The organism is Rhodobium gokarnense, assembly GCF_025961475.1.
Lineage (GTDB): Bacteria > Pseudomonadota > Alphaproteobacteria > Rhizobiales > Rhodobiaceae > Rhodobium > Rhodobium gokarnense.
Map to the genome: position 1 here is coordinate 382,947 of NZ_JAOQNS010000001.1, position 22,530 is coordinate 405,476.

19 protein-coding genes are annotated in these 22,530 nt (G+C 64.8%); 13 read left to right on the plus strand and 6 right to left on the minus strand.

What is annotated here, in order from left to right; all coding sequences use genetic code 11:
* Window positions 1-61: 61 nt before the first annotated feature.
* Entirely contained in the window at window positions 62-859 is a 798-nt protein-coding gene (locus tag M2319_RS01805) for a gamma-glutamyl-gamma-aminobutyrate hydrolase family protein (RefSeq protein ID WP_264599719.1), read from the minus strand.
* A gap of 329 nt (window positions 860-1,188) precedes the next feature.
* On the opposite strand from M2319_RS01805, the gene M2319_RS01810 reads away from it, so the two are divergent.
* From M2319_RS01810 to M2319_RS01820, 3 genes are all read left to right on the plus strand, one after another.
* On the plus strand, window positions 1,189-2,280 hold the full coding sequence (locus M2319_RS01810) for a TRAP transporter substrate-binding protein (protein WP_264599720.1): 1,092 nt from the start codon (window positions 1,189-1,191) through the stop codon (window positions 2,278-2,280).
* A gap of 127 nt (window positions 2,281-2,407) precedes the next feature.
* Complete coding sequence (locus M2319_RS01815; RefSeq protein WP_264599721.1) at window positions 2,408-2,941, plus strand: TRAP transporter small permease subunit; 534 nt, start codon at window positions 2,408-2,410, stop codon at window positions 2,939-2,941.
* Between the two features lie 43 nt (window positions 2,942-2,984).
* Entirely contained in the window at window positions 2,985-4,541 is a 1,557-nt protein-coding gene (locus M2319_RS01820; RefSeq protein WP_264599932.1) for a TRAP transporter large permease, read from the plus strand.
* On the opposite strand, the gene M2319_RS01825 is transcribed toward M2319_RS01820, so the two are convergent.
* The 3 genes from M2319_RS01825 to M2319_RS01835 form a co-directional block, all read right to left on the minus strand.
* Window positions 4,529-5,374: a transglutaminase-like domain-containing protein gene (locus M2319_RS01825; protein ID WP_264599722.1), complete on the minus strand. Its 846-nt coding sequence runs from the start codon at window positions 5,372-5,374 to the stop codon at window positions 4,529-4,531. The genes M2319_RS01820 and M2319_RS01825 overlap by 13 nt on opposite strands.
* Window positions 5,375-5,444: 70 nt before the next feature.
* The gene (locus tag M2319_RS01830; RefSeq protein WP_264599723.1) at window positions 5,445-5,630 is read right to left on the minus strand and encodes a hypothetical protein; all 186 of its coding nucleotides are present in this window, start codon (window positions 5,628-5,630) and stop codon (window positions 5,445-5,447) included.
* Window positions 5,631-6,331: 701 nt separating this feature from the next.
* Window positions 6,332-6,589 (minus strand): DUF2164 domain-containing protein, encoded by a 258-nt coding sequence (locus M2319_RS01835; protein ID WP_264599724.1) that lies wholly within the window; start codon window positions 6,587-6,589, stop codon window positions 6,332-6,334.
* A gap of 135 nt (window positions 6,590-6,724) precedes the next feature.
* Between M2319_RS01835 and M2319_RS01840 the strand changes: the two genes are divergently transcribed.
* The 10 genes from M2319_RS01840 (at window position 6,725) to M2319_RS01885 (ending at window position 20,069) form a co-directional block, all read left to right on the plus strand.
* Complete coding sequence (locus tag M2319_RS01840) at window positions 6,725-10,201, plus strand: indolepyruvate ferredoxin oxidoreductase family protein (protein ID WP_264599725.1); 3,477 nt, start codon at window positions 6,725-6,727, stop codon at window positions 10,199-10,201.
* Window positions 10,202-10,472: 271 nt separating this feature from the next.
* Window positions 10,473-12,458, plus strand: coding sequence for an AMP-binding protein (locus M2319_RS01845; RefSeq protein WP_264599726.1), 1,986 nt, complete (start codon window positions 10,473-10,475; stop codon window positions 12,456-12,458).
* Entirely contained in the window at window positions 12,458-13,279 is an 822-nt protein-coding gene (locus M2319_RS01850) for an ABC transporter ATP-binding protein (protein ID WP_264599727.1), read from the plus strand. Before M2319_RS01845 ends, M2319_RS01850 begins: the two co-directional genes overlap by 1 nt.
* Before the next feature lie 12 nt (window positions 13,280-13,291).
* Window positions 13,292-14,260, plus strand: a complete 969-nt coding sequence (locus tag M2319_RS01855; RefSeq protein ID WP_264599728.1) for a branched-chain amino acid ABC transporter permease — start codon at window positions 13,292-13,294, stop codon at window positions 14,258-14,260.
* Between the two features lie 7 nt (window positions 14,261-14,267).
* Entirely contained in the window at window positions 14,268-14,648 is a 381-nt protein-coding gene (locus M2319_RS01860; protein WP_264599729.1) for a VOC family protein, read from the plus strand.
* On the plus strand, window positions 14,648-15,724 hold the full coding sequence (locus M2319_RS01865) for a branched-chain amino acid ABC transporter permease (protein ID WP_264599730.1): 1,077 nt from the start codon (window positions 14,648-14,650) through the stop codon (window positions 15,722-15,724). Before M2319_RS01860 ends, M2319_RS01865 begins: the two co-directional genes overlap by 1 nt.
* Before the next feature lie 130 nt (window positions 15,725-15,854).
* Window positions 15,855-17,144, plus strand: coding sequence for an ABC transporter substrate-binding protein (locus M2319_RS01870; RefSeq protein ID WP_264599731.1), 1,290 nt, complete (start codon window positions 15,855-15,857; stop codon window positions 17,142-17,144).
* A 65-nt stretch (window positions 17,145-17,209) separates the two neighbouring features.
* Window positions 17,210-18,058, plus strand: coding sequence for an ABC transporter ATP-binding protein (locus tag M2319_RS01875; RefSeq protein WP_406682058.1), 849 nt, complete (start codon window positions 17,210-17,212; stop codon window positions 18,056-18,058).
* Between the two features lie 131 nt (window positions 18,059-18,189).
* Window positions 18,190-19,425, plus strand: a complete 1,236-nt coding sequence (locus M2319_RS01880; RefSeq protein ID WP_264599732.1) for a phenylacetate--CoA ligase family protein — start codon at window positions 18,190-18,192, stop codon at window positions 19,423-19,425.
* Window positions 19,426-19,625: 200 nt separating this feature from the next.
* On the plus strand, window positions 19,626-20,069 hold the full coding sequence (locus M2319_RS01885; RefSeq protein ID WP_264599733.1) for a response regulator: 444 nt from the start codon (window positions 19,626-19,628) through the stop codon (window positions 20,067-20,069).
* A 179-nt stretch (window positions 20,070-20,248) separates the two neighbouring features.
* On the opposite strand, the gene M2319_RS01890 is transcribed toward M2319_RS01885, so the two are convergent.
* Together M2319_RS01890 and M2319_RS01895 are read right to left on the minus strand one after the other, a co-directional pair.
* On the minus strand, window positions 20,249-20,746 hold the full coding sequence (locus tag M2319_RS01890; RefSeq protein ID WP_264599734.1) for a response regulator: 498 nt from the start codon (window positions 20,744-20,746) through the stop codon (window positions 20,249-20,251).
* A gap of 125 nt (window positions 20,747-20,871) precedes the next feature.
* Entirely contained in the window at window positions 20,872-22,374 is a 1,503-nt protein-coding gene (locus M2319_RS01895) for a bifunctional metallophosphatase/5'-nucleotidase (RefSeq protein ID WP_264599735.1), read from the minus strand.
* Between the last annotated feature and the right edge of the window lie 156 nt (window positions 22,375-22,530).

The window sequence follows — 22,530 nt, forward strand, 5'->3', positions numbered from 1 at the left end:
CGTTTTGCGACAGAGTAGCAGAGGGGTGGCCGGAGGCCAGAGGCTTTGCGAGGAACGCCGCCTATTCGGCGGCCTGGCTTCCGGGGCTGTCGGAAATCCCCGGGTGGTTCAGCCGCTGGCGCTCGCGCACCGCGTCCCCGAAAGCCTTGAAGAGGCGCTTGGACGGCTCGTCGCTCGTCACCCAGTATTCCGGGTGCCACTGGACGCCGATGGCAAAGCCCTTGGCGTCGCGCACGCGGACCGCTTCGACGGTGCCGTCGGGGGCCGTTCCCTCAAGCACCAGCATGTCGGCGAGCCGGTCGACGGCCTGGCGGTGCAGGGAGTTCACCCGGATCGTATTCGATCCGACGATGCCGGCGATGACGCTGTCGTCCTTCAGGGTCACGTCATGGGCAAGCGCGAAGCGGACGTCGTGGTCGTCGGACTGCGGCGCGCGGTGGTCGAGCCGGCCGGGCAGGCGCTGGATCTCGGTCGCCAGCGTGCCGCCGAAGGCAACGTTCAGCTCCTGGAAGCCGCGGCAGATGACGAACAGCGGCACTGCGCGCTCCACGGCCTGGGCGATCAGCGGCAGGGTGGTCATGTCGCGCTCGCGGTCGAACGGGGCGAAATCGTCGGTCTCCTCCACCTCGTAGTTGGAGGGATGGACGTTGCTGCGCGAGCCGGTGACGAGCACACCGTCGACCCGGTCGAGCACCGCATCGACGTCGATGGCATCGCCGAGGGAGGGCAGGATCACAGGGATCGCGCCGGCGCCGACGGCGACCGCGTTGATGTAGGTGGAGACGGTCGCGTGCCAGCGGTAGGTGTCCAGTTCCTTGACGTCTGCCGTGACCAGAACGAGCGGCGGCCTGTCTTGCATCGGTGTCTTTCCAGAATCTTTTTGTCCAGATTTCCCGGGCCGTCCGGCGGAGGCACCGGCCCGGTCGGATCATCCTTGGCACATTTCCCGGCGGCTGGCGAGGGGCGGGCCGCATCGCTTCGCCGCCAAGTCGTTTGCGTCGAAATGCCTCCGATCCAAGTGGTTAGATATCTTGGCCAATCAAGCGCTATTGCCCTTGTACCATCCGGGAAGTTACGGTTTAACTCTCGGCCATGCCACCGCAAGTGGCTCACGGGCCGGCGGGGGCTTTAAGGAAGCGGGACAACCTGCTCGCCGTCTCCGAAATTCGTTTCCCAGGGAGGATACCAATGGATCGTCGTTCATTTCTGAAGAAGGCGGGGCTCGCCACGGCCGGTGGTGCCGCGGCCTCCACGCTCGCCGCCCCTGCCATCGCGCAGGGCAATATGGAACTGAAAATGGTCACGACGTGGCCGAAGAATTTCCCCGGCCTCGGCACCGGCGCCCAGCGCGTCGCCGATCGCATCACCGCGATGACCGACGGCCGCATCACCGTCAAGCTCTATGCCGCCAACGAGCTGGTGCCGGCGTTTGAATCCTTCGACGCGGTCTCCACCGGCACCGCCGACCTCTACCACGCCGCGGAGTATTACTGGCAGGGCAAGCACAAGGCGTTCAACTTCTTCGCCGCCGTGCCGCTCGGCCTCACCGCCGCCGAGCTCGATGCCTGGATCAACCACATGGGCGGCCAGGAGCTTTGGGACGAACTCGCCGCCGACTTCAACGTCAAGTCGTTCATCGCCGGCAACACCGGCGTCCAGATGGGCGGCTGGTTCAACAAGGAAATCAACTCGCTGGAAGACCTGAAGGGCCTGAAGATGCGCATTCCGGGCCTTGGCGGCGAAGTGCTGCGCCGGCTGGGCGCAACGGCCGTATCGCTTCCGGGCGGCGAGATCTTCCCGTCGCTGCAGTCCGGCGCCATCGACGCGACGGAGTGGGTCGGTCCCTGGAACGACCTCGCCTTCGGCTTCTACAAGATCACCAAATACTACTACTGGCCCGGTTTCCACGAGCCGGGCTCGGGCCTCAGCATGGGCATCAACAAGGGCGTCTGGGACAAGCTCAGCGACAGCGACAAGGCGATCTTCGCGGGCGCCGCGCATGCCGAGACCAACATGATGTACTCCGAGTTCAACGCCAATAACGGCACCGCGCTCGACACGCTGGTCAACAAGCACGGCGTGACGCTGCGCGAGTTCCCGGACGACGTCTGGGCGGCCGTCGCCAAGGTCTGCGACGAGGTCGTCAACGAGTCCGCCGACGACGACATGGGCAAGCGGGTGCTGGAAAGCTTCCACAAGGCCCGCAACAATGTCGGCCGCTGGAACGACATCGGCGAGAAGGCCTATCTCAACGCCCGCTCCAAGGCGCTGTTCAGCTAGGGGTCTGCTTCATCGCGGGACATGCCGGCGCGGACGCCTCTGCGCCGGCCTTTTTCGATCCGCTGCCGCCGGCCGGGCGCGGATCGCATCCGGGTCGTTCAGAACCGGCCGGTGAAGGAGGCGGGGGATGCGCGGCCTTGCGCAAGCAATCGACGCCGTGAACAGCGTCACCGGCAAGTTCGTTGCCTGGTTCGCGCTGTTCATCGTGCTTCTGCAATTCGCGATCGTCGTCGGGCGCTACGTCTTCGGGGTCGGATCGATCTGGGCCCAGGAACTGATCGTCTACATGCACGCCTTCAACTTCATGCTGGCGGCGGCCTATACGCTGCACCATGACGGCCATGTCCGCGTCGACATCTTCTACCGGGAGGCAGCGCCGGCCAGGAAGGCGCTGATCAACCTCCTCGGCGCGGCCTTCCTTCTGATCCCCGTCTGCGTCCTCATCGTCTGGGTGTCGTGGACCTATGTCGCCGGGTCCTGGGCCGTGTTCGAGGGCTCCAAGGAGACCTCCGGCATCCAGGGCGTCTATCTCATGAAGACGGCGATCATCGTCTTTGCGGTGCAGATGGGCCTGCAGGGCGTGTCCATGATGCTGCATTCGCTGATGGCGCTTGCCGGCGACACCGACGAACTGGTGGCGCTCAGCCACCACCACGATTGAGGGGACAACCTTGGAAACCTTCGCCCAGGCCCTCGACATCCTGATGTTCGCCGTCGTCTGCGTGCTGTTGATGGCCGGTTTCCCGGTCGCCTTCACGCTCGCCGGCACTGCCCTTATCTTCGCGCTCGTCGGCTATGCCTTCGGCTCCTTCGACCTGTCGTTCCTGTCCGCGTTCCCGCAGCGCATCTTCGGCACCATGACCAACGAGGTGCTGATCGCGGTGCCGCTGTTCGTCTTCATGGGCGTCATGCTGGAGCGGTCCAAGGTCGCGGAGGAACTGCTGGAGACCATGGGCCGGCTGTTTGGCCGGCTGCGCGGCGGCCTCGGGCTGTCCGTGTCGATCGTCGGTGCGCTGCTCGCCGCCTCCACCGGCATTGTTGGCGCCACCGTCGTCACGATGGGCCTCCTGTCGCTGCCGACCATGCTGAAGCGCGGCTACAGCCCGCGGCTTGCCTGCGGCTCGATCGCCGCGGCCGGCACGCTCGGCCAGATCATTCCGCCCTCGATCGTGCTCGTCATCCTCGGCGACCAGCTCTCCAACGCCTACCAGAAGGCCCAGCTCGACATGGGTATCTTCTCGCCGGACACGGTGTCGGTGGGCGATCTCTTCGCCGGCGCGCTGATCCCCGGCCTGGTGCTGGTCGGCATGTACATGCTCTACCAGATATTCATGGCGATCACCCAGCCGAAGACCTCGCCGGCGATGCCGATGGACGAGGTCGGCGACGTGACGGTGATGCAGATCCTGCATGCGCTGGTGCCGCCGATCGTCCTCATCATCGCCGTGCTCGGCTCGATCCTTGCCGGCATCGCGACGCCGACCGAGGCGGCCGCGGTCGGCGCCATCGGCGCGGTCCTGCTCGCCGGCTACCGGCTCGACGAGGAACGGCCGCTGGCGATCTATGTGGCGGTGGTCTCGCTCGTCGGCGTCCTCGTGCTGACCAGCTACATGGACCTTCGCGTCGCGCGCACCGAGATCCCCTTTGAGGACCAGATCGGCATCTGGGCCGCCATGCTGTTCTGCGCCGGCATCGCCTGGGGGCTGATCGTCTCGCTGTGGCGGGTCTGGGACCAGGACGTGCTGGTGCCGGTGGTCCGGTCGACCACCCAGGTCAGCGCCATGGTGTTCATCATCCTGATCGGCGCGGCTCTCTTCAGCCTCGTCTTCCGCGGGCTTGGTGGCGAGGAGATGGTGCACGAGTTCCTGACCGGCATTCCGGGCGGCGCGGTCGGCGCGATGATCGCTGTCATGGCGCTGATGTTCGTGCTCGGCTTCTTCCTAGACTTTTTGGAGATCGTCTTCGTTGTCGTGCCGCTGGTGGCACCGATCCTGTTGCAGATGGAGATGCCGAACGGCGAGCCGATGAGCCCGGTCTGGCTCGGCATCATGATGGCGGTCAACCTGCAGACATCGTTCCTGACGCCGCCCTTCGGCTTTGCCCTGTTCTACCTCCGGGGCGTCGCGCCGAAGGAGGTGCGGACCTCCGACATCTATATCGGCATCATCCCCTTCGTGATGATCCAGGTGCTGGCGCTTGCGGTCCTCTGGTACTGGCCGTCGCTCGCCACCTGGCTGCCGACGATCGTCTACGGGCCCTGAGGCGGCGGCTCCGGGTTGCCCGCGCCAAAGTCGGTGACGTCGTAGGTCCAGACCCGGAACGCCTTCAGGGTGTGCGCTCCGAACGAGTTGACGAGCGGGACGTCGGCGGCGTCACGGCCGCGGGCGACGACGATGCGGCCGATGCGCGGCACGTTGTTGCGCGGATCGAACGTCATCCAGCGCCCGCCGATATAGACCTCGATCCAGGCGCTGAAATCCATCGGGTCGAGGATCGGCACGCCGATGTCGCCGAGATATCCGTTCACGTAGCGGGCCGGGATGTTCATGCAGCGGCACAGCGTGATCGCCAGGTGGGCATAGTCGCGGCAGACGCCGACGCGCTCATGAAAAGTCTCGTGGGCGGTTCGTGTCGCGCGCGCGCTCAAGTAATCGAAGGCGATATGTTCATTGACGAAATTGCAGACCGCCTGGACCCGGCCCCAGCCCTGGGGAACGGTTCCGAACATGTCCCAGGCCGTCTGGCTGAGCAGGTCGGTTTCGCAATAGCGACTGCCTAGCAGATAGACCAGGGTGTCGTCCGGCAAGTCGGCGACCGGCGCCTCGTCAGCGGTCCAGTCGACCGGATCGGGCGCGCCGTCGTCCTCCACCGTTCCGTCGCCCCACAGGGCGAGATCGCCGGCGGGTGCCACGAACCGACGGCAGGTGTTGCCGTAAAGGTCCCGATAGGTTCGGATTCCGACCGGCGGCGTGGTGACGATCTGCTCCGGCGCGTGCACGTCCGGACGCCGGTCATCGTGCAGGGCGAGGAGGCTGATCATCGGCGTCGGCCGCGTGCAGGTCAGGGTGATGTCGTAGCCGTATCGGATCAGCATGCACGGACCCCTTTCAATGGGTTCGGTGTGTTGCTGCGGGTGCGGCGACGCGATCTGGTAGGACGGGCCGTCAGGCGTCCGCTTTTTTGGCGCGGATCGCGCGCTTGGCGGGTGCCTTGCGCTTTTTCTTCGGCTCTGCCGCCGCCGCCTTTGCCGCGTCGGCTTCATCGACGGCCTGCTTTTCAAGACGAAGCTGCCTCAAGCGTTCGGTCTTGGCGTTCCGCGCGGTCGTTTCGGCCGTGATGATCTCGCGCACGGCGACGGTTATCGCGTCGGCCTTGTTTGCGCGGTTCGGCGTCTTGCCCGGTTTGGCGAAGAATTTGGCTTCCTGTTGCAGCATTTTTGGGGTCCGTTGCTGTTGAATTGCGTGGGCGGTGTGCAGTGGACGGACCGGTTTCCGACACCTTCGCCGCTGGCGGGGAGGTCGCTCGAAAAAATCCGTCCGCTTTCAAAGAGGGCGCGAAGTGGCCGTAAAATGGCTCGAGAACTGCTGTTCCCGGCGCTTTTCTGGCGTCTTTGGTGATGGACGCATGCCGGCGCGGCAATCTGAGGTCCGGCCGCTGAGGAGCGAGGCCGGTGCCGTGCAGAAGCGTCCGGCAGGGTGACCCGCTTGGGCCCGGCGCCCACCTTGCTGGACCGGCGATCGGGCCGCGCATGACAATGGATGCATCCTACATCCATTGCGGCCAGCATTCCAGATTTCTTTCGCAAAACAGTATCCATGCCGCATTTCCGGCGTCATGCCGGCATGTTTTGAGAAAGACATTTCAGGAAAGCGAGAATGTAGACGCTTCATATTATATAGGGGTGTCGGGCGAAAAATCGAGCGGCACCTTTTCGGGCAAGGCGCGAGAATAGCCGCTCAGCGCGGATTTCCTTGCGCGCCATCCCATTTTTCATCGGTCGACTTCGGGCACGCAGGAGAGAATGCAGACCGCTTTCGGCCGCGGGCGCGCGTCAGCCGGGTCCGAGGCCGCCCGGTTTTTCCAGGTCGAGAATCGCCTCCGAGATCGAATCGAGCCGTTTGGCAAGGATCGCCTGGGCGTCGTAGAGCGCGCGGTTGTAGTAGAGCGGTCCGATTTCCTTCAGGAAGAAATCGAGCAGGAAGCCGGCGTCGAAGCGGCCGAGCTCCTGGCCGAGTTCCGCCTCGAACCAGGCGACGATCGCATCGGTTGCGGCATCCCGTTCCGCGGGCGACAGCGCGGTATCGGCCATCACATTCAAACTCCGTTGATGCAGTGAATTGACGAGGGGCCTTGCCGTTGCCAAGGTCCGGTTCTGCCCAACATAACCAATAAATACGGTCGTCGGGTGCAACCGCTCGAAAACGACCAGTACGGGAGTAACCCCATGGCCCAGCGGCAAGTGGCCCTCAGCGACAAATACGATCTCGACCAGTCGCGGATCTTCACGACGGGGACGCAGGCGCTGGTCCGGCTCTGCCTGATGCAGCAGGAGCGGGACCGCCGCGACGGCTTTTCCACGGCCGGCTATATCAGCGGCTATCGCGGCTCGCCGCTCGGTGCCGTCGACCAGCAGTTCTGGCGTGCGCGCTCGCTGCTTGCCGGCCGCAACATCCGTTTCGAGGCCGGCCTCAACGAGGACCTGGCCGCGACCGCCGTCTGGGGCTCTCAGCAGGCGGAGATGCGCGGCGAGGGCCGCTTCGACGGCGTCTTCGGCATCTGGTACGGCAAGGGTCCGGGCGTCGACCGCTCCGGCGACGTCTTTCGCCACGCCAATATGGCCGGCACCTCGCCCCATGGTGGCGTCCTTACCCTGATGGGCGACGACCATGTGGCGGAATCCTCCACCACCGTGCACCAGTCCGAATTTGCCCTCGTCGACGCCATGATGCCGATCCTCAGCCCGGCCGGCGTCCAGGAGGTGCTGGACTACGGGCTCTATGGCTGGGCGTTGTCGCGGTTCGCGGGCCTGTGGGTTGGCCTCAAATGCATGAAGGATACGATCGAGTCGACCGGCACGGTGGACGGTTCCATCGACCGGGTGCGGATCGTGGCGCCGAACGATTTCGAGCTGCCGGCCGGCGGCCTCAACATCCGGGCGGGCGATGACCGCATCGCCCAGGAGCCGCGGCTGCACGAGTTCAAGCTGCCGGCAGCGCTCGCCTTCATCCGCTCCAACCGGCTCGACAAGACCATCTATTCCGGCGGGCGCACGCCCCGGCTCGGCATCGCCACCTCCGGCAAGAGCTATCTCGACGTCCTTGAAGCGCTCGATTCCCTCGGCATCGACGAGGTCGCGGCCGCCGATCTCGGCATCCGGCTCTACAAGGTCGCCTGCACCTGGCCGCTGGAGCCGGACGGGGCGCGCCAGTTCGCGGAGGACCTTCAGACCATCCTCGTCGTTGAGGAAAAGCGCGGCCTCATCGAGCCGCAACTGAAGGACATCCTCTACAACACGGCCAACACGCCGGCGATCTACGGCAAGAAGGACGAGGCGGACGGCTGGCTGTTTCCGGCCAAGGGGGCGCTCGATCCGAACCGGATCGCTATTGCCATCGGCAGGCGCGTCCTGGCCTATGCGGACCGCGCGGAGCTTGCGGCTCGCGTGGCGGCGCTGGAAGCGGCCGAGGAGCGGCTTGCCGCGACCACCGACATTGCCGAGCGCATCCCCTATTTCTGCCCGGGGTGCCCGCACAACCGCTCCACCGTCGTCCCGGACGGCTCGCGCGCCTATGCCGGCATCGGCTGCCACTACATGGCGCAGTGGATGGACCGGGCGACGGAGGGTTACACCCAGATGGGCGGCGAGGGCGCGAACTGGGTCGGCGAGGCGCCGTTCTCCACCCGCGGCCACGTGTTCCAGAACATGGGCGACGGCACCTACAACCATTCCGGCATGATGGCGATCCGCGCTGCGAAGGCGGCGGGCGTCACCATCACCTACAAGCTGCTCTACAACGATGCCGTCGCCATGACCGGCGGCCAGACCCATGACGGCGACCTCACCGTCGACGAGATCGCCCGGCAGGTGGCGGCGATCGGGGTGACCAAACTTGCCGTCGTCTCCGACGAGCCGGACAAGTACCCGGCGGGCATGGCCTGGCCGGCGGGCACCACCGTCCACCACCGCGACGACCTGATCGCGGTGGAAAAGGACTTCGCGGCCACAAGCGGCCTTTCCGTCCTCATCTACGACCAGACCTGTGCGGCCGAAAAGCGCCGGCGGCGCAAGCGCGGCACCTTCCCGGATCCGGACCGGCGCGTCTTCATCAACGAGCGGGTCTGCGAGGGCTGCGGCGATTGCGGGGTCCAGTCCAACTGCGTTGCCATCCAGGCGGTGGAGACGGAATTCGGGCGCAAGCGGCAGATCGACCAGTCGGCCTGCAACAAGGACTTTTCCTGCCTCAACGGCTTCTGCCCGAGCTTCGTCACCGTCCATGGCGGCAAGCTGAGAAAGGACGCCGGCACGGCGGGCGACGACCGGGACGTCTTCGCCGACCTTCCAATGCCCGACATTCGGCCGCTGGAGCGCAACTACGCGATCATGGTCACCGGCATCGGCGGCACCGGGGTCGTTACCATCGGCGCCATCCTCGGCATGGCCGCGCACCTTGCCGGCAAGGGCTGCGGGATCATCGACATGGCGGGCCTTGCGCAAAAGGGCGGGGCGGTGACCAGCCACATCCGCCTTGCGCCGCGGCCGGAGGACATCGCGGCCATCCGCGTGCCGGCCGGCGATGCCGACCTGGTGCTTGCCTGCGACATCGTCGTTGCCGGCTCGTCCAAGGTGCTTTCCGGCATGGCGCCGGCAAAGACCGTTGCCGTCGTCAACATCCAGGAGACGCTGCCCGGCGATTTCACCCGCGACACCGACTTCACCCTGCCGATGCGGCGGCTGGAAGCGGAAATCGCCAAGCGCTGCGCCGAGGGCAACAGCCATTTCGTCGATGCCCAGAGGCTGGCGACGCGGCTGTTCGGCGACGCCATCGCCACCAACATGTTCATGCTCGGCTATGCCTTCCAGACCGGCGCCGTGCCGCTTGCCGAATCGGTCTTGATGGAGGCGATCGCGCTCAACGGCGTTGCGGTGGAGATGAACCAGTCGGCGTTCCGCTGGGGCCGGCTTGCCGCCCACGATCCGGAAAAGGTCGCGGCCCGCGCCCGGCCGGCCGGCGGCGCCGACTACCGGCGGATGTCGGAGGGCGTCGAGGAGGCCATCACCCGGCGCATTACGGCTTTGACCGAGTACCAGGACGCGGCCTACGCGGCGCGCTTCGAAGCAGCGCTCGCCCCGATCCGCAAAGCCGAAGCGGCGGCGGTGCCGGGTTCCGATGCGCTTCTCGATGCGGCTTCCCGCAACCTCTTCAAGCTGATGGCGATCAAGGACGAGTTCGAGGTGGCGCGGCTCTTCACCGACGGCGTCTTCGAACGGGAACTCTCCCGCCATTTCGAAAGCTGGGACAAGCTGGAATTCCACATGGCGCCGCCGGTGATCGCCGACAGCGATCCCGATACCGGCCATTTGAAGAAGGCGCGGTTCGGCTCCTGGCTGATGGGCGCGATGCGGTTCCTCGCGCCGTTGAAGGGACTGCGCGGCGGTCTCCTCGATCCATTCTCGCGCAGCGCGGAGCGGCGCATGGAGCGGCGCCTGCTTGCCGACTACGAGGCCGTCCTTGGCGAGATCGCCGATGGGCTGACGGTCGAAAATCACGCCTCGGCGGTCGCTCTTGCCGGCTATCCGGACCTCGTTCGCGGCTACGGCCACGTCAAGGAGGCTTCGGTCAAGCGGGCAGAAGCGGCGCGGCAGACGCTGCTTTCCGATTTCCGCAGCGGCGGCAACGCGGTCCGCCAGGCCGCGGAGTAATCGCGGCGGCCGTCGAACGGTGCGCTTGTTGCGTCGCAGCATTACCTTCTGCGGTGCAAATAAAGCGATATTCGGTATGTCGGCAATACGGAGTAATGGTGTAAAAAAGCGTTGACGGCACCGCGTGTTGGCGCTTTTCCGGCCGATAGCGGTAGCGGATTCTCTCCTTTATTTAGCCCTTGATTTGCGACCGGCGGTCGGATTTAGTTGAGGTCAAATAAAAAGCCTGCGGCATCAAAAAAATGCAGGCGTCAGAGGGATAGGAGACGCTATGGCCGATGCGGTTGCCGCCGCTTCGCCAGCAGAGGACACGTTTCCGAAGCTGTTGCTGCGTAACGCACGGATCCGGGGAGACCGGCCCGCCATTCGCGAAAAGGACCTCGGCATCTGGCAGACCTGGACCTGGTCCGAGGTCGCCGATGAGGTGCGGGCCTTTGGGCTGGGCTTCCAGGAGCTCGGCTTCAGGCGCGGCAGCCGGGTCGCGATCGTCGGCTCCAACCGGCCGAGCCTCTACTGGGCGATCATGGCGACACAGGCGCTCGGCGGCGTGCCGGTGCCGGTCTATGCCGATGCGGTTGCCGGCGAACTCGCCCAGGTGCTCGCCGACGCGGACGTTTCCTTCGCCGTCGTCGAAGACCAGGAGCAGGTCGACAAGATCCTGTCCGTCCGCGACCGGACACCGACCATCGAGCGGGTGATCTATGACGACCCGCGGGGCATGCGCGACTACGACCACGCCCGGCTGCACCCCTTCACCCACGTCCAGGAGATCGGCCGGCGGCGGCTGGAAAGCGACCCCGGCGCGGCCGAGGCCTGGCTTGCCGAGATCGACGCCGGCAAGGGCTCCGACATCTCCATCATGCTCTACACCTCCGGCACCACCGGCCGGTCGAAGGGGGTGATGCTGTCGGCCGAGCGCTGCATTGCGGCAGCGAGCGATACGGTCGCCTTCGACAAGCTCACCGACCGGGACGAGGCGCTCGCCTATCTGCCGCTCGCCTGGGTCGGCGACCACTATCTCAACTACGCGCAGGGAATGGTCGCGGGCTTTTGCATTGCCTGTCCGGAATCGATGGAGACGGTGCTGCAGGACCTGCGCGAGATCGGCCCGACCTTCTATTTCGCGCCGCCGCGGGTGTTCGAGAACAATCTGACGACGGTGATGATCCGCATGGAGGATGCGGGCCGGCTGAAGCAGCGGATGTTTCACTATTTCCTCGGCGTCGCGAAGAAATACGGCGAGCGCATCCTCAACGGCGAGCGCGTGCCGCTCGGCGGCCGGCTGCTCTACGGGCTCGGCGAGCTGCTGGTCTACGGACCCTTGAAGAACGTCCTCGGCTTTTCGCGCATCCGCGTCGCCTACACCGCCGGCGAGGCGATCGGTCCGGACCTCTTTTCCTTCTACCGCTCGCTCGGCATGAACCTGAAGCAGCTCTACGGCCAGACGGAGGCGTTCCTCTACGTCACCGCCCATGCCGACGGCCATGTGCGCGCCGATACGGTCGGCCCGCCGGCGCCGAATGTGGAGATCCAGATCGCCGGCAGCGGCGAGGTCATCTTCCGCAGCCCCGGCCAGTTCGTCGCCTATTACAAGAACGATGAAGCCACCCGCGAGGCACAGACGGAAGACGGCTGGGTGCACACCGGCGATGCCGGCTTTTTCGCCAAGGACGGCCAGCTCAAGATCATCGACCGGGCCAAGGACGTCGGCAAGCTCACCGACGGCAGCCTGTTCGCGCCGAAATATATCGAGAACAAGCTGAAGTTCTTCCCCAACATCAAGGAGGCGGTGGCTTTCGGCGACGGCCGCGCCTTTGCCACGGTCTTCATCAACATCGACCTCAACTCCGTCGGCAACTGGGCGGAGCGCAACAACGTCTCCTATGGCAGCTACCAGGAGCTCGCCGCGCATTCGGACGTCTACGGCATGGTCGAGGAGCACGTCGCCTCGGTCAATCGCGACCTTGCCGCCGAAGAGGTCATGGCCGGCGCGCAGATCCGCCGTTTCCTGATCCTGCACAAGGAGCTCGACGCCGACGACGGCGAACTGACCCGAACCCAGAAGGTGCGCCGCAGCTTCATCGCCGAGCGCTACGCGCCGCTGATCGAGGCGCTCTATGACGGTTCGGACGAGAAATATGTCGAGACGGAAGTGACCTTCGAGGACGGCCGCAAGGGCAAGATCCGCGCGACGGTGGAAATCCGCGATATGACCGAGGTGCCGCATGCGGGCGGCGCGCGGGAGGCGGCGGAGTGATGGCCTTCGTCGACCCGAGCCAGATGCGGGACGCCGATACCGGCCAGAGGGGCGACGTGCTGCTGCGCGTGGAGGACGTCTCTCTCTCCTTCGGCGGAGTCAAGGCGATCACGGCGATCTCCTTCGACATCCGCCAGGGCGAGATCCGCGCCATTATCGGGCCGAACGGCGCCGGCAAGACGTCGATGCTCAACGTCATCAACGGCTTCTACCACCCCCAGGAGGGCGAGATCTGGTTCCGCGGCAAGAAGCGCAAGGCGTTGAAGCCGCACCAGATCGCCAATGAGGGGATCGCCCGCACCTTCCAGAACATTGCCCTCTTCAAGGGCATGTCGACCCTCGACAACATCATGACCGGGCGCCTTACCCGGATGAAGAAGAACATGTTCTGGCAGGCGATCTGGCGCGGGCCGGCGGAGCGCGAGGAGATCGCGCACCGGGAGGTGGTGGAGCGGATCATCGATTTCCTGGAAATCCAGCACATCCGCAAGACTTCGGTCGGGCGGCTTCCCTACGGCCTGCAGAAGCGGGTGGAGCTCGGCCGGGCGCTGGCCGCGGAGCCGGCGCTGCTCCTCCTCGACGAGCCGATGGCCGGCATGAATGTGGAAGAAAAGGAGGACATGAGCCGCTTCATCATAGACGTGAACCAACAGTTCGGCACGACGATCGCCCTCATCGAGCACGACATGGGCGTCGTCATGGACCTTTCTGACCGGGTCGTGGTGCTGGATTACGGCAAGAAGATCGGCGACGGGCCGCCCGACGAGGTGCGGCGCAACCAGGATGTGATCGACGCCTATCTCGGCGTGGCGCACGACTAGAGCAGCGGACCCATGAGCTTTTTCGACGTCTTTTTCTGGGAAGTGGTGGTGTCGGGCCTCCTCGCCGGGGTGATGTACTCGCTGGTTGCGCTCGGCTTCGTGCTGATCTTCAAGGCCTCCGGCATCTTCAATTTCGCGCAAGGGGTGCTCGCCCTCTTTGCCGCGCTGACGCTGGTCGGGTTCCAGACCGGTCAGGTGCCGTTCTCCCATCTCATCAACACCGTGCTCGGCACCAACATCCACCACTGGGGGACCGGCACGCACACCTTCCTTGCCATCGTGCTGACGCTTCTCGTCATGATCGGCCTTGCCTGGCTGATCGTGCGGCTGGCGCTTTCCAAGCTCGTCAACCAGGAGGGCATCATCCTGTTCATGGCGACCATCGGCTTGGCTTACGTGCTGGAGGGGCTCGGCGACATCATGTGGGGCGCCGACGTCAAGACGCTCGATGTCGGCCTGCCGACCGGACCGTCCGACACGATCATCGATGCGACCGGCATGTTCGTTGAAAAGCTGGAGATCGCGGCGGCCATCGTCGCCGTCCTGCTGGTCGTCTCGCTGACGATCTTTTCCCAGTACACCAAGATGGGCCGGGCGCTCCGGGCCGTTGCCGACGACCACCAGGCGGCGCTTTCGGTCGGCATTTCGCTGGAGACCATCTGGTGGGTGGTCTGGTCCGTCGCCGGCATCGTCGCGCTCGTTGCCGGCGTCATGTGGGGGGCGAAGTCGGGCGTGCAGTTCTCGCTGTCGCTGATCGCCCTCAAGGCCCTTCCCGTCCTCATGCTCGGCGGCTTCACCTCGATCCCCGGGGCCATCATCGGCGGCCTCATCATCGGCGTCGGCGAGAAGCTTTTCGAGATCTATCTCGGCCCCATGCTGGGTGGGGCGACAGAGAACTGGTTCGCCTATATGCTCGCGCTTGTTTTCCTTTTGTTCCGCCCCCAGGGGCTGTTCGGCGAAAGGATCATCGAAAGAGTGTGAGGATGACATGAGCCACAAAAGCCGCCTTGGATGCATCGTGATCGACTGCAAGACCGACGACCTCTCCGACGCCCTGGTGTTCTGGTCGAGCCTTCTCGGCCTGCCGGGAAGCGTCGACGACGACGGCAAATACGCCGTCATTCAGGGCCCGGGCGACGACATAAGGGTGCTGATCCAGGCCGTCGACCATGAGCCGCGGGTCCATCTCGACATCGAGACCGACGACAAGGAGGCCGAACGCGCCCGGCTCGCCGCCCTCGGCGCGCGCGAGGTGCGGCGGCTGAAGAGCTGGATCGTCATGGAGGCCCCGACCGGCCACCGCTTCTGCATCGTCGATCCGCAACGCCGGGAATTCGACGACAACGCCGCCACCTGGGAAGAGGCCTGATGTTTTACCGCGAAGCCGGCGAGTTCAAGACCAGCTACAAGGCCGACCAGGCGACGTTTCCGATCCGCTTCGACCGGGTGTTCTTCTGGTCGGTGACGGCGGTCGCCTTCCTCGTCGTGCCGTTCCTCATCAACGACTATTGGGAAAAGGCGGTCTTCATCCCGTTCATGGTGTTCGCGCTCGCCGCCCTCGGGCTCAACATCCTGACCGGCTATTGCGGGCAGGTCTCGCTCGGCACCGGCGGCTTCATGGCCGTCGGGGCCTATGCCTGCTACAAGCTGATGACCGCCTTTCCCGAGCTTTCCATGGTGCCGATCGTGTTCCTCTCCGGGGCGATCGCGGCCGCGGTCGGCATCCTGTTCGGGCTGCCGTCTCTGCGCATCAAGGGCTTTTACCTCGCAGTGGCGACGCTTGCGGCGCAGTTCTTCCTGGTCTGGCTCTTCAACAAGGTGCCGTGGTTCTACAACTATTCGGCCACCGGCCAGATCACCGCGCCGGAGCGCACCGTCTTCGGCTTTGCCGTCACCGGGGCTGCCGCGCAGCCGGCAACGACCTACCTCTTCTGCCTGTCGTTCCTCTTCGTCTTTGCCTGGATCGCGCGCAACCTGGTGCGCGGGCGGATCGGCCGGTCGTGGATGGCGATCCGCGACATGGACATCGCGGCAGAAATCATCGGCGTCAATCCGCTGCGGACCAAGCTCTCCGCCTTTGCCGTCTCGTCCTTCTATATCGGCATGGCCGGGGCGCTGTTCTTTGCGCTGTGGCAGGGCGCGGCGGAGGTGACGGAGGCGTTCGGCATCAACCAGAGCTTCATGGTGCTCTTCATGATCATCATCGGCGGGCTCGGCTCGATCTTCGGCTCGCTGATCGGCGCGGCCTTCATGGTGCTGCTGCCGGTTCTGTTCAAAAACCTCTTCGTCGGCGCCTTCGGCTGGCCGACGGACCTGTCGCAATATCTGCAACTGATGCTCGTCGGCGGCCTCATCATCTTCTTCCTGATCGTCGAGCCGCACGGCATCGCCGCCCTGTGGCGGACCGCAAAGGAGAAGCTGAGGCTTTGGCCGTTCCCGCACTAGGGGAACGGCTCTGGAGATCGGCGCGAGGTGCGCCGCAAATGACAAAAATCACCTCATGCCGCCCAGGGCGGCAGCAACGAAACGGCCGGGAACAACCGGGCCGAAAACACCAACGGGAGGATGAACGATAATGAAACTGACAAGGATCGCGCTTGCGACAGCGCTCGCGGTGGGGCTTGCCACGCCGGCCATGGCCGAACTGGTGTTCCCCTCGCTCAGCTACCGCACGGGCCCCTATGCCCCGAACGGCATTCCGTTCGCCGACGGCTATTCCGACTATTTCACGCTCGTCAACGAGCGCGACGGCGGCATCGAGGGCGTCAAGATCGACAACCCGGAATGCGAGACCGGCTACAACACGACCAAGGGCGTGGAGTGCTACGAATCCACCAAGGGCCTCGGCAGCCTCGTCTACCAGCCGCTGTCGACCGGCATCACCTACCAGCTCATCCCGAAGGCGACCGAGGACAAGGTGCCGATCCACTCCATGGGCTACGGCCGCACGTCCGCGGCCAACGGCAAGGTGTTCGAATATATCTTCAACTATCCCGGCACCTATTGGGACGCCGCCTCGATCATCGTCAAATACATCATGAGCGAGGAGGGCGGCGACATCTCAGGCAAGAAGATCGCGCTCGTCTACCACAACTCCGCCTATGGCAAGGAGCCGATCCGCACGCTTGAAAAGCTGTCCGAAAAGCACGGCTTTTCGCTCACTCTTCTGCCGGTCGACCATCCGGGCCAGGAACAGAAGGCGACCTGGCTGCAGGTGCGCCGCGACCGGCCCGACTATGTCGTGATGTGGGGCTGGGGCGTGATGAACCAGGTGGCGATCAAGGAGGCCGCCTCGATCCGCTTCCCGATGGACCATTTCATCGGCGTGTGGTGGTCGGCGTCGGAAAACGACGTGCTGCCGGCCGGTGACGGCGCCGACGGTTACAAGGCCATCACCTTCCACGGCGTCGGCGACGACTTCCCGATCTACGCCGACCTGAAGAAGTTCGTCTACGACGCGGGCAAGGCGGCCGGCGACGGCACCAATGCCGGCACCGTGCTCTACAATCGCGGCATGGTCGCGGCGATGTGGGCGGTGGAAGCGGCGCGCAAGGCGATGGAGATCCACGACACCAAGGAGATCACGCCGGAGATGATGCGCGACGGCATGGAGGCGCTCGATGTCGATGAGGCGCGGCTTGAGGAACTTGGCCTGCCGGGCTTCACCGTGCCGGTCAAGGTGAGCTGCGCCAACCATGGCGGGCCGGGCCTCGGCGCCATCCAGCAGTGGGACGCCAAGGCCAAGAAGTGGTCGCTGATCACCGACTACATCCCGGCCGACCGGGAGGTCGTCGACCCGCTGATCGAAGAAGATTCCGCGGCCTACGCCAAGGAAGCCAATATCACCCCGCGGACCTGCAACTAGCGGCGGGCCTGGAAGCGGCACGCCCGGGCCATTCGGGCGTGCCGTCACGGATGACGAGAAAGGGGATGCTTCCCGTGAGCATGGCATCTTCGGCACGGACCGCGCCGGTCGCCGATCCGGTCCTTGTCGTCAACAATATCGAGGTGATCTACAACCACGTCATCCTCGTCCTGAAGGGCGTGTCGCTGAGGGTCGCGGAGGGTGGCATCGTCGCGCTTCTGGGCGCCAACGGCGCCGGCAAGACGACGACGCTGAAGGCGATCTCCAACCTCCTCAGAGCCGAGCGCGGCGAGGTCACCAAGGGCAGCATCGTCTTTCGCGGCGAAGAGGTGCAGCACCTGTCGCCGAACGACCTCGTCAGGCGCGGCTGCATCCAGGTGATGGAGGGGCGGCACTGCTTCGGCCACCTGTCGGTGGAGGAGAACCTCCTTACCGGCGCCTATACGCGGCGCGACGGAAGCACCGCGATCCGGCGCGACCTCGATATGGTCTACGACTATTTCCCGCGCCTTCGCGAAAGGCGGCGCAGCCAGGCCGGCTACACCTCCGGCGGCGAGCAGCAGATGACGGCGATCGGTCGGGCGCTGATGTCGCGGCCGACCATGATCCTGCTCGACGAGCCGTCCATGGGGCTGGCGCCGCAGCTCGTGGAAGAGATTTTTGAGATCGTCAAGCAGCTCAACGCCCATGAGGGCGTCTCCTTCCTGCTCGCCGAGCAGAACACCAATATTGCGCTGAAATACGCCACCTACGGATATATCCTGGAATCCGGGCGCATCGTGCTCGACGGCGAGGCCCATGCGCTGCGCGAGAACGAGGACGTCAAGGAGTTCTATCTCGGCGTCGGCGGCGAGGGGCGGAAATCGTTCCGCAACGTCAAGCACTACAAGCGCCGCAAGCGCTGGCTTGCCTGAGCGGCGCCACCGGGGGTGCCTGAACCGGACTGCACGGGCGGCCGATCGCATTTTTTCAGCATCGGATTTTGCCGAAACATTTTTGCCGATTTCGGTCCGGTGTCCTGGCCCGCAACACGAAAGAGGGCGACATGACAGAGCATTTCGACGACACCGAGATTCTTGATCCTGGCGAACGCGAGCGGCGGCTCTTTGCTCATCTGGCCGGCCATTTGCAGATGGCGGTGGCGAAGGCTCCGGGATGGGAGCGGCGGCTGAAGGGGATCGACCTTGCCGGCGTCGACAGCCGGGCAAAGCTTGCCAAGCTTCCGGTGCTGCGCAAGTCCGACCTGATGGAGGCGCAGAAGGCGCGCCCGCCCTTCGGCGAGTTCGTCACCGGCGCGCCGGGCAGCTTTTCCAGGGTGTTCATGTCGCCGGGGCCGATCTGGGAGCCGCAGGGCGGTGGCTCCGATCCCTGGCACGGGGCGCGGGCGCTGTTTGCCGCGGGGTTCCGCCAGGGCGACGTCATCCATAACGCCTTCGCCTACCACCTGACGCCGGGCGGCTTCATCCTCGACCGCGGCGCGCAGGCGCTCGGCTGCACCGTGTTTCCGGCCGGCGTCGGCAATACGGAGGCGCAGGTGCAGGCGATCGCCACCCTGAAGCCGGTCGGCTATACCGGCACGCCGGACTATCTGAAGGTGCTCCTCGACAAGGCAGTCGAACTCGGCCGGCCGGCCCGTTCGATCATGCGCGGGCTGGTCTCGGGCGGCGCGCTGTTTCCGGCGCTGCGCCAGGAATACGCCGATCGCGGCGTCGACATCGCCCAGTGCTATGCGACCGCGGACCTCGGCGTCATCGCCTATGAGAGCGCCGCCCGCGAGGGGCTGATCGTCAACGAGGACATGATCGTGGAGATTGTCCGCCCGGGCACCGGCGAGCCGGTTGCCGACGGCGAGGTCGGCGAGGTGGTGGTGACGAATTTCAGCCCGATCTACCCGCTGATCCGCTTCGGCACGGGCGACCTTTCAGCGGTACTGCCGGGGACGAGCCCGTGCGGGCGCACCAATATGCGGATTGCGGGCTGGATGGGCCGGGCCGACCAGCGCACCAAGGTCAAGGGCATGTTCGTCGATCCGGCCCAGATCGACCGGGTCTTGAAGCGCCATCCGGAGATCGGGCGGGCACGGCTGGAAATCGGCCGCGCCAACGACCAGGACGTCATGACGCTGAGCGTCGAAAGCGATGTCGCCGATGCCGGACTGGCGGGCAAAATCGGCGAGACTCTGCGTGACGTGACGAAGCTGTCCGGTAGCGTGGAAATTGTGGCGCCGGGAACGCTGCCGAATGACGGCAAGATCATCGCCGATGAAAGAAATTATGAATAAAACCGTGCGAAATTCATTCAAATTGTAAGCATTTCAGATGTTTTCCTGGCGGTTCCCTGTCAAAAATGCGTAGAGAAAATTACACCCCTGAAAAAATGGGGATTTCTATATTCGGCTTATACCTCCATTTGTTTAGTCGGTCGCAAGTCTGAAAAGAGGTGACGAGCCGCGCCCGAAAAGGCCGAAGAAGGAATGATGCGATGACCGACGAAGAAGTCTTCGATGCCCTTGTCCTGATGGTCGACAATGACGAGAAGGACGCCGTGGCAATGCGCAAGATGCTGGAAAAGGCGCCGATCCGCATCAAGGTGGATGTCTGCGAGGACGGTCGTACGGGGCTGGATTACCTGCGTCGTTGCGCCAAGAGCTACGGCCATATGTCGCCGGACATGATCCTCTTCGACATCAGCGGTACCAAGGCCGACGACTATGGCTTCCTGGAGACGGTGTCGCGCGATGCGCGCCTGCGCTCCGGCATGATCTGCGCCCTCTATGACGGCGAGGATCCGGAAGCGGAGCGGCGGGCGATCGCCGCCGGCGCCAGCACCGTGATCTCGCCGCACAATCTGCGCCGGGCGCAGCAGAGCATCCGCGACCGGCTGGTCGATTCCTGGTTTCAGCGCACGCAGCAGTTCTTCGTCTGAGCTGCCCCCGGCGCATTTCTCCTGAATGCTGAACCGCTCGGGATGCTCTAACCTTTTATTTTTCTGGGTTTTTTCCGAAATCCGATCGCCGCTTTTCGGAAATGCGCTCTAAGGGAGGCGCCGGCGGATCCGGGCGCGCATGCCGGCCATTGGTTTCGCGATCCGGGTCCGCACGGACCTCACATCATGCCGTCGATGTCGAAGACCGCCGAGGGATCGTCGATGGGGGCGGCCGGCACCGGCTCGCGGGAGGCGTCGCGGCCGGTGCGGCAGGTCGCGCCGGTGGCGAGGATGCGGTCGCGCAGGAGCGCGATCGAGAACGGCTTGACGACGACGCCGTTGGCGCCGAGTTCGACCGCTTTCAGCACCAGGGCCTGGTTGGCGAAGCTGGTCACCACGATGACCGGAATGGAGCGGAAATAGACGTCGTCCTTGTCGCGGATGAGGCGCAGGAAGTCGGCACCGGGAAAGGCCGGCATGTTCCAGTCGAGGAGCACCAGATCGCATTCGCGCTGGTCGAGCCGGGTGAGCGCGTCCAGCCCGTCGGAGGCCTCATAGACGGTGTCGACGCCGAGCTGGCGCAACATGCTCCGTTCCAGTTTGCGGAAGAAGGAATTGTCGTCCACGACCAGCACGTGGAGCGCTTCGAAATCGCTGCTTGCGGAAAAGGCGGACACGGGGATCACCCTCGTCAAAAATACTCAGGCATGTTTGGCACTTGTCCTTATACGAAGGGTTAACGGGACACATAAAATTCTATGGATGGAATTCATTTTCTGGATCACATCCGCGATCCCTGCGCTTACGGTGTATAAATCCTTTTCTCAATCTTAGGTGATATTTCCCCTTTCTCCCGGATATAGGCCATGACGTCGTTCGCCAGCAGGCCGGAATGGCGCGGGCCGATCAATGGCTTGGCCCGTTTCAGCATGCGGTATCCGTCGCCGCCGCGGGCCATGAAATCATTGGTTGCAAGCCGATAGGTGCGCTCCAGATCGAGCGGAGCGTCGCCGACGACGATGTCGGAGATGCGCGATCCCTGTGGTTTTGCAGGGTCGAGGGAAAAGCGGATGCCGGAAACCTGGGGGAAGCGGCCGGAGCCTTCGTCGATCTGCGAGACGCCGTGCTCGAGCGCGGCCTTCACCGTCTTGCCGGAGACTTCCAGGAGCACGGTGTGGTTTGCGAAGGGCAGTTCGGACAGGATGTCGCGGCGGGTGAGTGGCGTTCCGGCGGCATAAACACGGTCGCCGCGAATGCCGCCGCCATTGGTGAGGGCGATGTCGGCCGCGACGGCATGGCGCATGGCATCGGCGATGAGGTTGCCGATCGCGGCCTCGCCGCTGCGCACCGCGGCGCGCCGGCTGTCGAGGTCTCCGGCCGTGGTCCCGATGGCGACGTCCAGTTCCTCCGACAGGCGCTTTTCGTATTCGGCGATGCGGGCGGCAACGGCCGCGTCGGGCGCAATGCTTGCGGTATCGACGATGCGGAAATTCGGCCGCCAGTCGACGCGCCGGCGATTGCCGCGACTGGATACCGTCACGTCGAGGTCGACGGCGGTGACGAAACGGGCGTTGTGGCGGGACTCTGCGATCGCGGTGCGGCCGTCATATTGCAGATAGAGGTCGTGGTCGTCGCCGGACAGGATCAGGTCGAAGGCGCCGGAGCGGTAAAGGGCGAGATCCTCGCCGCGGCCGAGATGGCCGACGACGACGAAGAGGTCCGCGCCCTTTTCCTTCAGCTTGCGGCGCTCGGCGAAGGCCGTCTTCATCGCTTCCTCGAACACCAGGTCGCCGGGGCTCGATTTGTCCCGCGCATCGGCGGAGGTGACGCCGATGATGCCGATCTTGACGCCGTCGACCTCCAGGAGCCGGCTGTCGCTGACGCCCGGCACGGGGCTGCCGTCCTGAAGCCGCAGATTGGCGGCGAATTTCGGGAACTTCATCTCGCCAAGGCGCGTTAGGAACACGTCTTTTCCGAAATCGAACTCGTGGTTCCCCGGCACGAAGACATCCGGCGGCGTCATGTTGAGGAGGTCGACGATATGGGCGCCCTTGTCGAGGCCCGACAGCAGCGACGGCGACAGGCTGTCGCCGGCATGGACGAAGATGACGTTCTTGCGGGCCGCGCGCTCGGCCTTCACAACCGTGGCGAGCCGGGCAAAGCCGCCCCGCTCCTCCGTATGCTCTATGGTGTCGATGTCGTTGACCAGCACGAAGGTGATCTCCGCAGCATTGGCGGCGACGCTGGCGGCGAGAAAAAGCATCGCGGCAACGAGCGCCGCGAGCGCATTGGTCGGCTTTCCCATGACAACCCCCTGCAACCGGAACGTTCAGCGACGATAGCACAGTTCTTGGTTTGTTCCAGAAGAATCTTAACGCCGTCCGATTGCACCATGACGACGGTCGGTTCTTTGCCAACGTAGTTGCAAATCGTTATTAGAAGAATTATAAAATCTGTATTG

Coding starts and splice junctions, on each gene's coding strand:
- M2319_RS01840 (WP_264599725.1), top strand. CDS start 6,725: ATGGCCCAGCGGCAAGTGGCCCTCAGCGACAAATACGATCTCGACCAG.
- M2319_RS01835 (WP_264599724.1), bottom strand. CDS start 6,589: ATGGCCGATACCGCGCTGTCGCCCGCGGAACGGGATGCCGCAACCGAT.
- M2319_RS01850 (WP_264599727.1), top strand. CDS start 12,458: ATGGCCTTCGTCGACCCGAGCCAGATGCGGGACGCCGATACCGGCCAG.
- M2319_RS01870 (WP_264599731.1), top strand. CDS start 15,855: ATGAAACTGACAAGGATCGCGCTTGCGACAGCGCTCGCGGTGGGGCTT.
- M2319_RS01855 (WP_264599728.1), top strand. CDS start 13,292: ATGAGCTTTTTCGACGTCTTTTTCTGGGAAGTGGTGGTGTCGGGCCTC.
- M2319_RS01805 (WP_264599719.1), bottom strand. CDS start 859: ATGCAAGACAGGCCGCCGCTCGTTCTGGTCACGGCAGACGTCAAGGAA.
- M2319_RS01880 (WP_264599732.1), top strand. CDS start 18,190: ATGACAGAGCATTTCGACGACACCGAGATTCTTGATCCTGGCGAACGC.
- M2319_RS01845 (WP_264599726.1), top strand. CDS start 10,473: ATGGCCGATGCGGTTGCCGCCGCTTCGCCAGCAGAGGACACGTTTCCG.
- M2319_RS01820 (WP_264599932.1), top strand. CDS start 2,985: ATGTTCGCCGTCGTCTGCGTGCTGTTGATGGCCGGTTTCCCGGTCGCC.
- M2319_RS01825 (WP_264599722.1), bottom strand. CDS start 5,374: ATGCTGATCCGATACGGCTACGACATCACCCTGACCTGCACGCGGCCG.
- M2319_RS01815 (WP_264599721.1), top strand. CDS start 2,408: ATGCGCGGCCTTGCGCAAGCAATCGACGCCGTGAACAGCGTCACCGGC.
- M2319_RS01810 (WP_264599720.1), top strand. CDS start 1,189: ATGGATCGTCGTTCATTTCTGAAGAAGGCGGGGCTCGCCACGGCCGGT.
- M2319_RS01860 (WP_264599729.1), top strand. CDS start 14,268: ATGAGCCACAAAAGCCGCCTTGGATGCATCGTGATCGACTGCAAGACC.
- M2319_RS01875 (WP_406682058.1), top strand. CDS start 17,210: ATGCTTCCCGTGAGCATGGCATCTTCGGCACGGACCGCGCCGGTCGCC.
- M2319_RS01895 (WP_264599735.1), bottom strand. CDS start 22,374: ATGGGAAAGCCGACCAATGCGCTCGCGGCGCTCGTTGCCGCGATGCTT.
- M2319_RS01885 (WP_264599733.1), top strand. CDS start 19,626: ATGACCGACGAAGAAGTCTTCGATGCCCTTGTCCTGATGGTCGACAAT.
- M2319_RS01865 (WP_264599730.1), top strand. CDS start 14,648: ATGTTTTACCGCGAAGCCGGCGAGTTCAAGACCAGCTACAAGGCCGAC.